This is a genomic window from Pseudarthrobacter sp. CC12 (genome assembly GCF_039907755.1).
Classification (GTDB): domain Bacteria; phylum Actinomycetota; class Actinomycetes; order Actinomycetales; family Micrococcaceae; genus Arthrobacter; species Arthrobacter niigatensis.
Window position 1 is genome coordinate 150,384 of sequence record NZ_JARDJH010000007.1, and the last position, 15,560, is coordinate 165,943.

Annotated in this window: 15 protein-coding genes and 1 riboswitch; of the genes, 12 read left to right on the top strand and 3 right to left on the bottom strand. The window is 66.9% G+C overall.

Annotation, left to right across the window (positions count from 1 at the left end):
- Positions 1-90: 90 nt before the first annotated feature.
- Positions 91-1,296, top strand: a complete 1,206-nt coding sequence (gene ftsY, locus PV772_RS08290; protein WP_347885844.1) for a signal recognition particle-docking protein FtsY — start codon at positions 91-93, stop codon at positions 1,294-1,296.
- Positions 1,297-1,305: 9 nt separating this feature from the next.
- Here ftsY and PV772_RS08295 read toward each other — a convergent pair whose 3' ends face one another.
- Positions 1,306-2,547: an MFS transporter gene (locus PV772_RS08295; RefSeq protein ID WP_347885845.1), complete on the bottom strand. Its 1,242-nt coding sequence runs from the start codon at positions 2,545-2,547 to the stop codon at positions 1,306-1,308.
- A gap of 226 nt (positions 2,548-2,773) precedes the next feature.
- Between PV772_RS08295 and PV772_RS08300 the strand changes: the two genes are divergently transcribed.
- Both PV772_RS08300 and PV772_RS08305 read left to right on the top strand, forming a co-directional pair.
- Positions 2,774-4,135: an ammonium transporter gene (locus PV772_RS08300; RefSeq protein ID WP_347885846.1), complete on the top strand. Its 1,362-nt coding sequence runs from the start codon at positions 2,774-2,776 to the stop codon at positions 4,133-4,135.
- A complete protein-coding gene (locus tag PV772_RS08305; RefSeq protein ID WP_141160148.1) occupies positions 4,132-4,470 on the top strand; it encodes a P-II family nitrogen regulator in 339 nt (112 codons plus the stop codon). Before PV772_RS08300 ends, PV772_RS08305 begins: the two co-directional genes overlap by 4 nt.
- A gap of 94 nt (positions 4,471-4,564) precedes the next feature.
- On the opposite strand, the gene PV772_RS08310 is transcribed toward PV772_RS08305, so the two are convergent.
- The gene (locus PV772_RS08310; RefSeq protein ID WP_347885847.1) at positions 4,565-5,965 is read right to left on the bottom strand and encodes a glucose-6-phosphate dehydrogenase; all 1,401 of its coding nucleotides are present in this window, start codon (positions 5,963-5,965) and stop codon (positions 4,565-4,567) included.
- Positions 5,966-6,049: 84 nt separating this feature from the next.
- On the opposite strand from PV772_RS08310, the gene ffh reads away from it, so the two are divergent.
- On the top strand, positions 6,050-7,633 hold the full coding sequence (gene ffh, locus PV772_RS08315) for a signal recognition particle protein (RefSeq protein WP_141160150.1): 1,584 nt from the start codon (positions 6,050-6,052) through the stop codon (positions 7,631-7,633).
- A 103-nt stretch (positions 7,634-7,736) separates the two neighbouring features.
- Positions 7,737-8,471: an alpha/beta hydrolase gene (locus tag PV772_RS08320; protein ID WP_307357729.1), complete on the top strand. Its 735-nt coding sequence runs from the start codon at positions 7,737-7,739 to the stop codon at positions 8,469-8,471.
- Here the strand turns inward: PV772_RS08320 and thiC are convergent.
- Positions 8,468-10,225 carry a phosphomethylpyrimidine synthase ThiC gene (gene thiC, locus PV772_RS08325; RefSeq protein WP_347885852.1) on the bottom strand — a complete coding sequence of 586 codons (1,758 nt, stop codon included), beginning with the start codon at positions 10,223-10,225 and terminating at the stop codon, positions 8,468-8,470. The genes PV772_RS08320 and thiC overlap by 4 nt on opposite strands.
- 64 nt (positions 10,226-10,289) lie before the next feature.
- Positions 10,290-10,397, bottom strand: a riboswitch (TPP riboswitch).
- A gap of 77 nt (positions 10,398-10,474) precedes the next feature.
- Between thiC and PV772_RS08330 the strand changes: the two genes are divergently transcribed.
- The 7 genes from PV772_RS08330 (at position 10,475) to trmD (ending at position 15,482) form a co-directional block, all read left to right on the top strand.
- Positions 10,475-11,557, top strand: coding sequence for an amidohydrolase family protein (locus tag PV772_RS08330; RefSeq protein ID WP_347885848.1), 1,083 nt, complete (start codon positions 10,475-10,477; stop codon positions 11,555-11,557).
- 102 nt (positions 11,558-11,659) lie between these two features.
- The gene (locus PV772_RS08335; protein WP_141160153.1) at positions 11,660-12,535 is read left to right on the top strand and encodes a VOC family protein; all 876 of its coding nucleotides are present in this window, start codon (positions 11,660-11,662) and stop codon (positions 12,533-12,535) included.
- Positions 12,536-12,677: 142 nt separating this feature from the next.
- Positions 12,678-13,124 carry a hypothetical protein gene (locus PV772_RS08340; RefSeq protein ID WP_141160154.1) on the top strand — a complete coding sequence of 149 codons (447 nt, stop codon included), beginning with the start codon at positions 12,678-12,680 and terminating at the stop codon, positions 13,122-13,124.
- Positions 13,125-13,342: 218 nt separating this feature from the next.
- Complete coding sequence (rpsP, locus tag PV772_RS08345; protein WP_018768286.1) at positions 13,343-13,765, top strand: 30S ribosomal protein S16; 423 nt, start codon at positions 13,343-13,345, stop codon at positions 13,763-13,765.
- A gap of 1 nt (position 13,766) precedes the next feature.
- The gene (locus PV772_RS08350; protein ID WP_013601399.1) at positions 13,767-14,009 is read left to right on the top strand and encodes an RNA-binding protein; all 243 of its coding nucleotides are present in this window, start codon (positions 13,767-13,769) and stop codon (positions 14,007-14,009) included.
- Positions 14,010-14,123: 114 nt separating this feature from the next.
- Entirely contained in the window at positions 14,124-14,669 is a 546-nt protein-coding gene (gene rimM, locus PV772_RS08355) for a ribosome maturation factor RimM (protein WP_141160155.1), read from the top strand.
- On the top strand, positions 14,670-15,482 hold the full coding sequence (gene trmD, locus PV772_RS08360) for a tRNA (guanosine(37)-N1)-methyltransferase TrmD (RefSeq protein ID WP_347885849.1): 813 nt from the start codon (positions 14,670-14,672) through the stop codon (positions 15,480-15,482).
- Positions 15,483-15,560: the final 78 nt, after the last annotated feature.

The following is a 15,560-nucleotide window of genomic DNA, read 5'->3' on the forward strand; positions in this document are numbered from 1 at the left end:
CATCCAGCAGCCGGCGGCCTGGGCAAAGGGGCAGGTCAGTTGCTTGCCGGCCGCCGGAACCGGGCAGGGCGTTTGTGAGAAGCTAGGGGAGTGAATGACATCCTTCCCATTGTCCTGTCCATCCTTGCTGCGCTGGTGGTCATCGGCGGCCTGATTCCGGTCCTGCTCAAGACACGCAGGAACATCACCCGCTACCCGGGCACCAGGGATGCCAACGACCCCGAAACCCGCTCCGGCGGAAGCACGGCGGTGGCGGACCGCGAAGGAACAATCGGGGCCCGGGCGCCGGAGGGCGCGGACCTTGAGGGGCTGGACACCACCACCGTTCCGGACAATGCGGCCGGCCTGGAAACCATTCCCGTCGAAACCCCGCTGCCCGTCGCCGGCCGCCTGGCGCGCCTGCGGGAACGGCTGGCCCGCTCCAACAACGTCATGGGCAAGGGCCTGCTGGCGCTGCTGTCCAGCGACCGGATCGACGAGAGCGTCTGGGATGAAGTCGAGGAGACCCTCCTGCTCGCGGACCTGGGAACCGAACCCACCATGCAGCTGGTGGATGCCCTGCGGGAGCGCGTCAAGGTCCTGGGCACCCGAACTCCGGAACACGTCAAGACCATGCTCCGGGAAGAACTCATCAAGCTTGTGGACCCCACGATGGACCGCAGCCTCAACGTCCAGCGGCACTCGGACAAGCCGGCCGTGATGATGGTGGTGGGCGTGAACGGCGTGGGCAAGACCACCACCGTGGGCAAGCTGGCCCGCGTGCTGGTCGCCGAGGACAAGGACGTCCTGCTCGGCGCCGCCGACACGTTCCGGGCCGCCGCCGCCGAGCAGCTGGCCACCTGGGGCCAGCGCGTTGGCGTCCCCACCGTGAAGTCCGACATCGACGGCGCCGACCCCGCCTCGGTTGCCTACGAGGCGGTCAAGGCCGGCATCGAGCAGGAAGTCGATGTGGTCATGATCGATACCGCCGGCCGCCTGCAGAACAGGGTGGGCCTGATGGACGAACTGGGCAAGGTCAAGCGCGTCGTGGAAAAGCTGGCCGAGGTGGACGAGGTCCTGCTGGTGCTCGATGCCACCACCGGCCAGAACGGCCTGAACCAGGCGCGGGTTTTCTCTGAGGTGGTCAACATCACCGGCATCGTCCTGACCAAGCTGGACGGAACCGCCAAGGGCGGCATCGTCGTGGCCATCCAGAAAACCCTCGGCGTGCCCGTCAAGCTCATTGGACTGGGCGAAGGTGCCGACGACCTTGCCCCCTTCGATACCGAAGGCTTCGTTGACGCCCTGCTGAACTGAGCTGCTCGGCTAGGAGCCTGCCCTTCGCAGGGTCTCACGCGTGGGCACCCAGCCGGCGGCTGCCAGGAGCATGATCGCCCCGGTCACGCCGAAAGCCCAACCGAATCCCAGCCCGTCCGCGAGCATGCCCGCCACCAGCGGACCAACAATCGCCCCGACGTCGGACGTCATTTGGTACACGGCCAGCACCTTGCCGCCGGAGCGCGCGTTGCCAATGACGTCCGCCACGGCGGCCTGCTGGGCGGGACCGAAAAGCCCGGATCCGACGCCGGCGAGCGTCGAAGCCGCCAGGAACCAGGGCAGGTCAGCGGTGATGCCAATGGCTGCAGTGGACAGGGCCGCCACCAAAAGGCCGGAGATCATCATCGGCTTGCGTCCCACCGAGTCCGCCAGCCGCCCCGAGAACACCAGGGCAGCGGCGTTGCCGGCAGCGAACACCGCCAACGCCAGGCCGGCGGCCTGCGGACCCGCCCCGAAGGCGGCCGCGGCGAACAACGGCACCGTTGCCATCCGCACACCGAACGTTGCCCAGCCGTTCGCGAAGCTGGACATGAGGGCGGACCGGTAGGTTCCGGCAGCCAGGGCCTCGCCAAACCGCATGTCAGGGGCACGGTGTTGTATCTCCCCGCCTCCCCGGCGCTGGTGGCTCAGCTGCGTCTGGACCACGAATGCGGCCACCAGCAGCGCGGCGGCGTAGGCAAGGAACGGGACCCGCAGGCCCAGCCCCGCCAGCAGGCCACCCACGATCGGGCCGCACACATTGCCGATCAGGAAGGCCGAGGCGTAGGCTCCCGACACCCTGCCCCGGCTCTGGGGCGGCGCCAGCCGGACCACCAGCGCCATTGATGCCACCGTGAACATCACGGATCCGGCCCCGCCGAGCCCGCGGAACAGCAGCAACTGCCAGTAGTCCTGCGCAAAGGCGCACGCCGCGGTGGACAACGCCACGATCAGCAGCCCGGCAACATAGATGGGCCGTTCGCCGCGCTTGCCGATCAGGGCACCGCCGGCAGGAGCAAAGGCCAGCCGCATGAAGGCGAAGATGGCCACAATCACCGCGGCTTCCGTGTTCCCCACTCCGAAGGTTGTTGCGAACTGCGGCAATACGGGCGCAACAAGCCCGAAGCCGAGGGCGATAAGGAACGCCGCGGCCAGCATCACCTTGATGTCGCGGGGGAGTTTCTCCCGCTGCGGCCTCAGCCGGGCCAAAAACCTCGAAGTGGCGCGGCTGGGGCGGGGTGGTGCCGTCATGGTGCGGGAGTCCTTGCTGGAACGGGAGCCGGATGGCTGCGCGGGTGCGGAAACATAACCGTAACAAGGCGGATATGCACCATTTACTTCCTAGAGGTTGATGTAACAGGCCGGCAATCTAAATCCTCCGCGGGCGAAACACGCCGCCGACAAACTCATTACAGGACGCAAAAAGGCGTTGGCAGGCGGAGTACTCCGCAAGATTCGATGAGAGAGGACGTGCACCATGGAACTTACCGCAGGTCACGTTTGGGTCATGGTAGCGGCAGCCCTGGTGCTGTTCATGACGCCCGGTCTGGCATTTTTCTACGGCGGCATGACCCGCGCCAAGGCAGCCCTGAACATGATGATGATGAGCTTCATCTCCATCGGCATGGTGGGCGTCGTCTGGGTGCTGTGGGGCGCCTCCATGAGCTCCGGGGAAGGGTTCATGGAAATCGTGGGCAACCCGTTCGCCACGTTCGGCCTTGAGGGAATCACCACCCCTGACGGCCTGATCAAGGTCGGCTACGCGGCCACCTTCGCCATCATCACCGTGGCACTGATCAGCGGCGCCATCGCCGACCGCGCCAAGTTCGGCGCGTGGTCGGTCTTCGTTCCCGTGTGGGTCACGCTGGTGTACTGCCCGCTTGCCTACATGGTGTGGGGCGGCGGCCTGTTCGGTCCCGAAGGCGCGATCGGCAAGGCCCTGGGCCCCGCCATCGACTTCGCCGGCGGCACCGTGGTCCACATCAACGCAGGTGTGGCGGCACTGATCCTGGTCCTGATCATCGGCAACCGCAAGGGCTTCGGCAAGGACCCCAACCACCGCCCGCACAACATTCCGTTCGTCATGCTCGGCGCGGCCATCCTGTGGTTCGGCTGGTTCGGCTTCAACGGCGGTGCGGCAACCACTCCCGAGCAGGGCGGCCTGATCTGGATCAACACCCTCGCAGCCCCGGCAGCAGCCATGCTCGGCTGGTTGGTGACCGAGCGCATCCGCGACGGACACCCCACTTCCCTCGGTGCCGCTTCCGGCGTCGTGGCGGGCCTTGTGGCCATCACCCCGGCCTGTGCCAACGTCAGCCCCGTCGGTGCCCTCGGCCTCGGCGTGGTCGCCGGTGTGGCCTCCGCCCTTGCCGTCGGCCTGAAGTTCCGCTGGGGCTTCGACGACTCGCTGGACGTCGTCGGCGTCCACCTTGTGTCCGGCATCATTGGCACCGTGTCCCTGGGTTTCATCGCACTGCCCACCGACGGTGCCGGGGGCGGCCTCTTCTACGGCGGCGGACTCACCCAGCTGTGGGCGCAGCTCGCGGCAGCCGGCATCGCCATCGCCTACTCAGCGGTCCTGACGGCCATCATTGCGCTGGCCATCCACAAGACCATGGGCTTCCGGGTCTCGCAGGAACAGGAAACGGTGGGTGTGGACCTCAGCCTGCACGCCGAAACCGCCTACGAGTTCGGCCTCAGCGGCCACGGCGGAAGCTTCCAGCCGCTGCACGACATGATCACCGGCAAGGGCCAAGGCGAGTCCCCCGAGGCGGTCCCGTCATCATCCGGTGCGCAAAAGGCACAGCCGGCAACAGGTAAGGAAAGCGTGGGGGCATGAAACTGATCACTGCAATCGTCAGGCCGGAAAAGCTCGATGCAATCCGGGAAGGGCTGGAAGCCTATGGGGTCCAGGGCCTGACCGTCAGCGCAGCCAGCGGCTACGGCCGGCAGCGCGGCTACACCGAGGTCTACCGCGGAGCGGAATACAACGTGGACCTCCTGCCCAAGATCCGGGTGGAAGTCCTGGCCACGGACGAGCAGGCCGATGACATCCTGGACGTGATCATTGCCAGTTCGAACACCGGCCGGGCCGGGGACGGCAAGGTCTGGACCATGGACGTGCATGAAGCGGTGCGGGTCCGGACCGGGGAACGCGGAGTGGCTGCCATCTAAGGCGCACACCACGGCCCCTCCGGGGACAACTGAAGACTGATGCAGGACGGGCGGGAACCGAAAAGTTCCCGCCCGTCCTGCCTGTCGTCGGGGCTCAGTCCTTCTGCCGGTTGGTGGGCCACGACGCAGGGCCGGCCGAGCCGGCGTCGTACTCCTCCAACGGGACGCTGTTCTGTTCCCACGCCCTAAGCACCGGCTCAACAATCCGCCAGCAGTCCTCTGCCGTGTCGCTCCGGACGGACAGCAGCGGGTCGCCGGCCAGGACACCCTCCAGCACTTCACCGTAGGGCAGGAGGTCCGAGGCGCTCAGTTCCGCTTCCAGGGTGACCCGGCCCAGGCTGAAGATGTTCCCGGGTCCGTTGACGTCGACGTCGAACTCCAGCGTGTCCGGACCAAAGCCGATCCGCAGCTGGTTGGGGGAGTCCACGCCGGTAAACCCCTTCGGGAGGTGGGGCACCGGGAGGAACGTGACCACCGCTTCCTTGCGCTTGTCCCCGAGGGCCTTGCCGGAGCGCAGGATGAAGGGGACGCCCCGCCAGCGCCAGTTGTCGATTCCCACTTGGATCTCGGCCAGTGTCTCAGTTCCCCGCGCCGCATCCACCCCCTCCTCCGCGGTGTAGTCGGGCACCTGCTTTCCCGCCACCGAACCCGCCGTGTAGCGGGCCCGCCGGGAATCAGTGACGGGATCCTTGACGCTGCCGGCGCGGAGGACGGCGGAGACCGCATCGCGAAGATCGCGCTCGCCGATGGTGGCGGGGGGCTCGATCGCCATGATGGCCATGACCTGCAGGAGGTGGCTCTGGATCATGTCGCGGAGGGCGCCGGCACCGTCGTAGTAGCGCGCACGGCCTTCCAGCGCCAGGTCTTCGTCAAAGAAGATCTCCACCTTTTCCACATGCTGCCGGTTCCACACGGGTTCCAGGAAGTTGTTGGCGAACCGCAGGCCCAGGATGTTCAGGACCGTGGCCTTGCCCAGGAAATGGTCCACCCGGTGGATGTGATCCTCCGGTACCAGGCGGCCAAGGGTCCGGTTCAGCGAGCGGGCCGACTCCTCACTGGAACCGAACGGCTTCTCCATGACCAGCCGGGTGCCTTCCGGAACCTCTTCCGGCTGGAGTGTCTCGCAGGCCAGCTGGCTGATACGCGGCGGAAGGGCAAAGTAGACCGCCACCGGCCCTTGCAGCCCGGCGAGCAGGGCTGCGAGGGCGCCCTTCTCCGTCACGTCCACCTGGTGGTAGGCCGTTTCCTTCCGCATCGACTCCAGGGCGTCCTTCCCGGCATCACCTGCCGCGCCGGCAGCAGCGGCGAAGGATGACTCCACCCGCCCGCGCCACTGTTCCGGCGTCCACGGATCCGAGCCGGCGCCCACCAGGGCCAAGCCTTCCGCACGGCCGGCCGCAACCAGGCGGGCCAGGCCAGGCAGGAGGAGCCTGCCGGTGAGGTCGCCCGAGGCGCCGAGGATGAGCAAGGTCTTCACAGTCGTTTGGCTCGTCATTTGGCCAGCATGCCATCTACCGTGCCTGACTTGATACCCTAGGTAGTCGAGTCCCGATCATCTCCTGAAAGAAGTTCACGGCGCGTGTTCAATTCACTCTCTGACCGGTTGACAGCAACCTTCAAGAATCTCCGCGGCAAGGGCCGCCTTACGGAGGCCGATGTTGATGCCACCGTCCGGGAGATCCGCCGTGCCCTTCTGGACGCTGACGTCGCCGTTCCGGTGGTCCGCGAGTTCACCGGGCGCGTCCGCGAACGCGCACTGGGCGCCGAAGTCTCAGGCGCGCTGAACCCCAGCCAGCAGATCGTCAAGATCGTCAACGAGGAACTCGTGGAGATCCTCGGCGGTGAAACCCGGCGGATCCGGCTGGCAAAGAACGGCCCCACCGTCATCATGCTCGCCGGCCTCCAGGGCGCGGGCAAGACCACCCTGGCCGGCAAGCTGTCCAAATGGCTGAAGGCCCAGGGCCACAGCCCCATGCTGGTGGCCTGCGACCTCCAGCGCCCCAACGCCGTCACCCAGCTCCAGGTGGTAGGCCAGCGCGCCAACGTGCCGGTCTTCGCCCCGCACCCCGGAGCCACCTCCACGGAACTGGACCAGCCCGCCGGTGATCCGGTCGCCGTCGCCCGCGCCGGCGTGGAGGAAGCACGCCAGAAGCTGCACGACGTCGTGATCGTTGACACCGCCGGCCGCCTTGGCGTGGACGCGGGGATGATGGAGCAGGCCCGCCAGATCCGCCGCGCCATTGTCCCGAACGAAGTGTTGTTCGTGATCGACTCGATGATTGGCCAGGACGCCGTCAACACGGCGCTCGCGTTCGATGAAGGCGTGAACTTCACGGGCATCGTGCTGTCCAAGCTCGACGGCGATGCCCGGGGTGGTGCCGCGCTGTCCGTTGCGTCGGTCACCGGCAAGCCGGTCATGTTCGCCTCCACCGGTGAAGGCCTGGACGACTTCGAGCTCTTCCACCCGGACCGGATGGCCTCACGCATCCTGGACATGGGCGACATCCTCACGCTTATCGAACAGGCCGAAAAAGCGTGGGACAAGGACGAAGCTGCCCGGATGGCGAAGAAGTTCGCCGACCAGGAAGACTTCACCCTCGAGGACTTCCTGGCCCAGATGCAGCAGATCCGCAACATGGGCTCCATGAAGAAGATGCTCATGATGATGCCGGGCGCCCAGAACATCCGGCAGCAGCTGGAGCAGTTCGACGAGCGGGAAATCGACCGCGTCGAAGCGATCGTCCGGTCCATGACCCCGCACGAGCGGCTTGCGCCCAAGATCATCAACGGCTCGCGTAGGGCCCGTATTGCCCGTGGTTCCGGCGTACATGTGTCGGAGGTCAACGGCCTGCTGGAGCGCTTCGCCCAGGCCCAAAAGATGATGAAGAAGATGGCCCAGGGCGGCATGCCGGGGATGCCAGGGATGCCCGGCCTTCCCGGAGCCGGGGGCGGCGCGCGGAAGAACGCAAAGAACGCACCCAAGAAGAAGGCAAAATCCGGCAACCCCGCCAAGGCCGCACAGGAGCGCAAGGACGCGGAAGCCCGCCGTGCCAACGCCGCCAAGGCGCTCCCCACCGGCGCCGCGTTCGGCCAGCAGGGCGGCGACTTCGACCCGTCCTCGCTGAACCTCCCCAAGGGCTTCGACAAGTTCCTGGGCAAGTAGGAGTTTCCCAGCATCAGGAAGCGCCAGGTGCCGTTTTGACCGCTCAAGACGACACCTGGCGCTTTTTCGTGGGGATGTCGGCAGCGTGGAATAGGGTTGGGACATGTTCAAGCAGAGGGTAGTTTTCGTGCACGGCGCCGGAAGTTTCGGTGCCGCCGCATGGCCGCGCCAGCACGGCATGGCGCTGTCCTATGACGCCCTGTTCCTCCGCCGGCACGGCTACGATGCCGCCGCGGAGCCGGTGGAATCGTCGTTCACGGAAGATACCGCGATCATCCTGCGGTCCCTGGGCGACGACGGCCGTGGCGCTGCCGGCGGACACGTCGTTGCGCACGCCCAGGGGGCAATCGCCGCCATGATGGCCGCCGTCGAACGCCCGGACCTCGTCTTTTCCCTGACCCTGGTGGAGCCCGCCTGCCTGTCCCTGACGGCGGAACTGCCGGCCACGGCCGCCCACATCCGCCTGATGCAGCCACTGTTCGACGTCCGCCGCCAGCTCAGCGATGACGACTTCCAGCGCGAGTTTGTCCGCCGGATCTACGCCACCGACCTGCAGCAGCCTGCCACCACCGAGGAGAAGCGGTCCGCGCGGCGGCTGCGGCTCCAGGAGCCTTCCTGGGAAGCGCCGTTGCATATTGTTCCCGGCGTCCCCACCTTGGTCCTGACTGGTGGCTGGGAGCCGCTCTACGAGGAAATTGCCGGCTACCTCCGGGAGACCGGCGCCCTGCACCGCGTTGCCGCGGGCGGGCACCGGCCCCAGGACTCCCGGGACGGGGACCGGGCCATCCGCCAGTTCATCAGCGGGGTCGGCAGGAGCCAGCCAGCCCGGGCGTCCTAGCCGTCAGCGGGGACCCGCAGCTCCGGCAGGTAGACCTTGCCGCCGGCTGCCAGGAACTCCTCGCTCTTCCCCCGCATGCCGGAGGCCAGGTCCGCCAGCGCCGCCTGCGCGTCCGCTGAGCCATATTCGTCCCGGATGTCCTGGCTGATCCGCATGGAGCAGAACTTCGGACCGCACATGGAGCAAAAGTGCGCCGTCTTGGCCGGTTCGGCCGGTAGCGTCTCATCGTGGAACGACTCCGCGGTCACGGGGTCCAGGGACAGCGCGAACTGGTCCCGCCAGCGGAATTCGAATCTCGCCTTGGACAGCGCGTCATCGCGCTCATGCGCCCCGGGGTGGCCCTTGGCCAGGTCCGCGGCGTGCGCTGCGATCTTGTACGTGATCACGCCCGTTTTCACGTCGTCCTTGTTGGGCAGGCCCAGGTGTTCCTTCGGCGTGACGTAGCAGAGCATGGCTGTGCCGTACCGGGCGATCTCGGTGGCGCCAATGGCCGAGGTGATGTGGTCATACCCGGGCGCCACATCCGTCACCAGGGGCCCCAGGGTATAGAAGGGCGCACCCTTGCACAGCTCCTGCTGCCGCTCCACGTTCTCGCGGACCAGGTGGAAGGGAACATGGCCCGGCCCCTCCACCATCACCTGCACGTCGTACTCCCAGGCCCGCTGCGTCAGTTCGGCGAGGGTGTCCAGCTCAGCGAACTGCGCGGCGTCGTTGGCGTCCGCCGTCGAACCGGGGCGGAGGCCGTCGCCCAGCGAGAAGGCGACGTCGTATTTGGCGAAGATTCCGCACAGCTCGTCGAAGTGCGTGTACAGGAAGTTCTCCTGGTGGTGGGCCAGGCACCAGCCCGCCATGATGGAGCCGCCCCGCGAGACAATACCGGTGACGCGGTTGGCGGTGAGCGGGACATAGCGGAGCAGCACGCCCGCGTGGATGGTCATGTAGTCCACACCCTGTTCGCACTGTTCGATCACGGTGTCCCGGAAGATTTCCCAGGTCAGGGCGTTGGCCTCGCCGTTGACCTTTTCCAAGGCCTGGTAGATGGGGACGGTTCCAATGGGCACCGGGGAGTTGCGGACGATCCACTCCCGCGTGGTGTGGATGTCATCGCCGGTGGACAAGTCCATGACGGTGTCCGCGCCCCACTGGGTTGCCCACTGCAGCTTGTCCACTTCCTCGGCGATCGAACTCGTCACGGCCGAGTTGCCGATGTTCGCGTTGATCTTCACCAGGAAGGCCTTGCCGATGATCATGGGCTCGGATTCCGGATGGTTGATGTTGTTGGGAATGATGGCGCGGCCGGCAGCCACTTCGCTGCGCACCAATTCCACATCGCAGTTCTCGCGCAGCGCCACGAACCGCATTTCCTGCGTGATGACGCCCTGCCGGGCATAGTGCATCTGCGTCACCGTCCGGCCGTCGACGGCGCGGCGGGGCACGGGCTGCGCGCCCTTCCACTCCGCGGAGGCGGCGCCGCGGCGGACGGCCGAGCGGCCGTCGTCCAGCAGGTTGCGTTGCCTGCCGCTGTAGGCCTCGGTGTCTCCGCGCGCCACGATCCACTCCGCGCGGAAAGGCTCCAGGCCGCGGACGGGGTCGCTTCCCGGCCCCGCCGTCCGGTACGTCCGGAACGGTGCGTTCGGCTGGCCGTTGGGGGACGGCTCAAGGGCAATTTCCGTCACCGGTACCCGGATCCCGGACGCCTCATCCGCGAGGTAGGCGAGGGAATGCGACTTCAACGACTGGGTTTCCGGCGGCATTGACGCGCCACCGGGCACCCTGTCAGACGGCTGGAGGGCAGGGTTCAATTGGGTGTTTTGCGTACTCAAGGGAATACTCACTTCCTTCGCCGGCATTACCCGGACAGGTTCAACGGTCGCAGGCTGCGTCAGCCCGATCTCAGCCCCTGCAAGGGCACCCGTGTGGTCAGGAACGAAGCTACCACAGGCGCCTGGAGCGGCCTTGTCATAATTGCGGTGCTAGCCTGGCCGGGCATCGAAAGGAGCCCCATGGCAGGCATCATCCACTTCCGCGGCCCCGTCCTGACTGCACCGGACACGGTGCGGCACGGGCTCTGGTCCGTGGACGGCAGGCTTACGTTCAGCCGGCCGGCGGCTGCTCCGGACCGGGTTTTGGATGGCTGGGTGCTGCCGGGCTTCGTGGACGCCCACTGCCACATTGGGCTTGGGGCCACTGGTCCGGTCGAGCCCGCGGCGGCCAGGGACCAGGCGGAGGCGGACCTTAGCGCGGGAACCCTGCTGGTCCGGGACGCGGGCTCGCCGGCAGATACCCGCTGGATGCAGGGCGGAGTGGACTTCCCGGTGCTGATCCGGGCCGGGCGCCATATTGCCCGGACGCGCCGCTACCTGCGGGGCTTCGCCGAGGAAGTGGAACCCGAGGGCCTCGTGGAGGCCGTCCGGAAGCAGGCGCGCGACGGCGACGGCTGGGTCAAGCTCGTGGGGGACTGGATTGACCGGAGCGCCGGCGACCTGTCGCCGTCCTTTCCTGCCGCCGTCGTACGCGATGCCGTCCAGGCGGCACACGACGAAGGTGCCCGGGTAACAGCGCACTGCTTCGCTGAAGACACCCTGGACCAGGTGCTGGACGCGGGCATCGACTGCGTCGAGCACGCTACCGGGCTCCTTCCCCGCCACGTGCCCCGGTTCGTGGAGCAGGGCGTACCGATCGTGCCCACGCTCATCAATATCGCCACCTTCCCCGACATTGTTGCGCAGGCGGAGCCCAAGTTCCCGCGTTATGCCGCCCACATGCGCGTCCTCTGGGAAGGCAGGATGGAGCGGGTGGCGCAAGCCCATGCCGCGGGTGTACGCATCTTTGCCGGTACCGATGCCGGCAGCGTGATACGGCACGGCAGGATCACGGACGAAATCCTCGCCCTGCACGGCGCCGGCCTGCCCATGGAGGCGGCCCTGGACGCCGCCTGCTGGGCAGCCCGTGCGTGGCTGGGAGCGGACGGGATGGAGGAGGGTGCCCGCGCCGACGTCGTTGTATGCCGGGAAGACCCGCGGGCGGTACCGGAGACCATTACGGCCCTGGAGCACGTGGTGCTGGGCGGGCGGATTATTCGCTGACAAAATACGGCTCACGGAGGACTTGGAATAAATTGAAGCTTCAAGTAATTTTAACATGTGAGAGGCCGCCAATGGGACGGCCACCAATGCTAGGAGCCTTCAATGACCGCATCAGCCAGCAGCCAGGATCTTCTTCCTGCCGACCTCGCCATGGGCACCGTGATGCTCAAGGTGGGCGACATGAAGGTCATGACCGACTACTACCAGCGCGCACTGGGCCTTGAGGTGGTCGCCGAACAGGACGGCGGGCTCTACCTTGGCCGCCTGGGACGGCCGTTGGTCCACCTTGCGCCGGCTCCCGGACTGCACCTTCCCGGCAGGGGAGAGGCGGGCCTGTTCCACACCGCGCTCCTCTTCGAGGACCAGGCTTCCCTCGCCGCCACCGTCGCCACTGCCGCACAGTACGAGCCGCGGGCCTTCACCGGCAGCGCCGACCACCTGGTCAGCGAAGCCTTCTACTTCACCGACCCCGAGGGCAACGGCATCGAACTGTACTGGGACCGTCCCCGCAGCAACTGGTCCTGGAACGGGACGGACGTGGTGATGGACAGCCTGGCGCTCCCGCCGCAGCGCTACCTCGAGCAGTACCTCACCGAAGAGTCCCTGGAGGGACAGCGGCAAACGGCCGCCGGCGTGGGACACGTCCACCTCCAGGTTGGCGATGTGCAGACCGCCCGGGATTTCTACGTGGGCACTCTGGGGTTCGAAAAGACCGCAGGCTGGCACGGGCAGGCACTGTTCGTTTCCGCAGGCCGCTACCACCACCACATGGCCATGAACGTCTGGAACAGCCGCGGCGCCGGTCCGCGCAAGGACACCCTTGGGCTTGGCGAGGTGCTCATCGAGGTTCCGTCCGGGGACGACGTCGGAGCGCTGACTGACCGCCTCAAGGTTGCCGGGGTGCCGGCCCACCACACCGGCTCGGAGCTTCGGTTCGAGGATCCGTGGCGCAACCGGATCCGCGTCGCCGTCCGCTGACCGCTGCGGCCTCCTGCGCCACTCCGCGGGAGGCTGGTCCGGCGTGCGGGGGCGGCCCCGCAGCTACTAGGCTGATTCCGTACGGCCGGGCGGCAGGAAGTGTCCGGCGCACAGTTCCGCCAACGGAAGAAGGACACGAGCCATGGGCTTCACCGAGATCTTTGTCGCCACCCATGACGCCGCGCTGAAACATGCCGGCCTCCTTGATGAAGGCCGCAGCGCCTCCGCGGGGGACACTGCTGCGGTGCGGATTGAGGGAATCAGCGATTTTGAACTGGAACAGCTTGGCGATCTTGCCGGGACGGCCGTCCATGCCGGCGGAGCCGACTACGAGCTGACGATGGTGGATGTCGCCAGCGACTCCCTCCTCGCCGTTCCGCCGGCCATGATCCGCGCCCTGGCGGACCTTCTCACTTACGAAACCGAAGGCGAGGGCAACGTCCTCGACGACGTCGCCGAACAGTGGGCCGCCCAGGAGGACATGCCGTTCGGGGCCGCCCAGGCGCGGACGTATGTGCAGCAGCTCGCGGCGCTTGCCGCCGGAATCAATGATTCCGAGCGGACTGGACTCTACGTCTGGTCCGCCTGACCCTCCCGGCCGCGCCCGGGAAACCCTCCCGCAGCGTCACCGGCGGCTACGCCAAGTCGAAATAACGGCGTTCATCTGGCACAATAAACAGGTACTCGATCTGCGTGGCCCCTCTCTCCGCGTCCGGATCCTGTCCTTCGAGCCCGCAAGTACGGCCCGCCCCACGGGTGCAGAAAGCCGGGTTCACCCCTTTTTCTGAAACAGGAGTGACCACAAAAGTGGCCGTAAAGATTCGCCTTAAGCGCTTCGGCAAGATGCGCGCCCCGTACTACCGCATCGTCGTTGCGGACTCACGCACCAAGCGTGATGGCCGCGCCATCGAGGAGATCGGCAAGTACCACCCCACCGAAGAGCCCTCGTTCATCGAGGTTAACTCCGAGCGTGCCCAGTACTGGCTGTCCGTCGGCGCCCAGCCGTCCGAGCAGGTTGCCGCGATCCTGAAGATCACTGGTGACTGGCAGAAGTTCAAGGGCCTGCCGGGCCAGGAAGGCACCCTCAAGACCAAGGTCGCGAAGGAAGCTTTCGTTGCTCCGGAGAAGGGCTCGGTCATCATCCCGGAAGCCATCACCAAGAAGGCCTCCAAGTCTGATGCTGCCGAGGCCCCGGCCGACGCCGAAGCTGAGACCACCGAGGCTGAGTAGATTGCTGGCAGAAGCGCTGGAGCACCTGGTCCGCGGGATCGTTGATTCCCCGGACGACGTCAAGGTCAGTTCAAAGAGCAACCGCCGCGGGGACACCCTCGAGGTGCGCGTTCACCAGGACGACCTCGGACGGGTGATCGGCCGCCAGGGCCGCACGGCACGCGCACTGCGCACCGTGGTGGCAGCACTGGCCGGCGGCGAACCGGTAAGGGTCGACGTCGTCGACACCGACCGCCGCCGCTGAGCGCTCGGCACTATCCAGTTTGCTCCGGCCCCTTCACCACCAGGTGGAGGGGCCGGAGTTCTTTCCCAGCACAAAGCTTCACCAGCACCACCACAACCCGGAACAGAGGAACAGATGCAGCTTCAGGTGGCACGGATTGGCAAGCCCCACGGCATTCGCGGGGAGGTCACCGTCCAGGTGCTTACGGACGCCCCGGAAGACAGGTTTGTCCCCGGAACGGAGTTTGTGGTGGAGCCTGCAGCGTCCGGCCCGCTGACTGTGAGCAGCGCGCGCTGGAACAAGGACATCCTGCTGCTCGGTTTTGAAGAAGTGGCGGACCGCAACCAAGCCGAGACGCTCCGCGGAGCCAAGCTCTTCATCGAAACCGAAGAGCTGGACGAGGACGACGACGAAGGCTGGTATGAGCACGAACTGGTCGGCCTGGAAGCCCGGGTCGAGTCCCGGGTGGTGGGCAAGGTGACAGCCCTCAACACCATGCCGGTCCAGGACCTGCTGGTGGTGACCACCCCGGGTGGCGACGAGATCCTCATTCCGTTCGTGGAACAGATCGTCCCTGAGGTGAACATCGAGGAAGGCTTCATTCTCCTCACCCCGCCGGACGGCCTCTTCGGCATCAACTCGGACGAAGCCGCCGCCCCGGAAGCGGAAGGCAACGCCTAGATGCGGATCGACGTCGTCAGCATCTTCCCCGAATACCTCGCCCCGCTTGAACTCTCGCTGATCGGCAAGGCCCGCCAGGACGGCATCCTGGACCTGCATGTCCATGACCTGCGCAGCTTCACCACGGACAAGCACCGTTCCGTCGATGACACCCCATACGGCGGCGGCGCCGGGATGGTCATGAAGCCCGAGCCCTGGGCGCAGGCACTTTCAGCCGTGGCCGAGGGGCACCCGGATGGGGACCGCAAGCCCGTGTTGATTGTTCCTTCGCCGGCGGGGGAGCGGTTCACCCAGGCCCTCGCTTACGAGTTGGCCGAGGAGCAGCACCTGGCGTTTGCGTGCGGGCGGTATGAGGGCATCGATGAGCGGGTCATCGAATGGGCGCAGGAGCACTTCACGGTCCGGCCCGTGAGCCTCGGCGACTACGTCCTGAACGGTGGGGAAGTGGCGGTCCTGGCCATGGTGGAGGCCATTGGCCGCCTGCTGCCGGGGGTGGTGGGAAATCCCGAGTCGCTGGTGGAGGAATCACACTCCGACGGGCTGCTGGAATACCCGGTCTACACCAAGCCCTCCGTCTGGCGGGAGCGCGAAGTGCCCCCGGTGCTCCTCAGCGGCAACCACGGCCGGATCGCACAGTGGCGCCGCCACGAACAGTACCGCCGGACGGCGGAGCGCCGTCCGGACCTGCTGGAAGGGTTCGACGCCGGCAGCCTCCCGCGCGCGGACCGCACCGAACTGCACAACCTGGGCTACGACGTCGTGGACGGCAGGCTTGTCCGCCGCCCCGGCACGGCAGCTGCACAGCCGGGCTAGGTGTACTCAGTCAGTAGGTTGGTTGCACCTGCTGATGGGTGCTTTGCCTCCGAGGCTGCCGTGGGGCCGGTGGTTGTT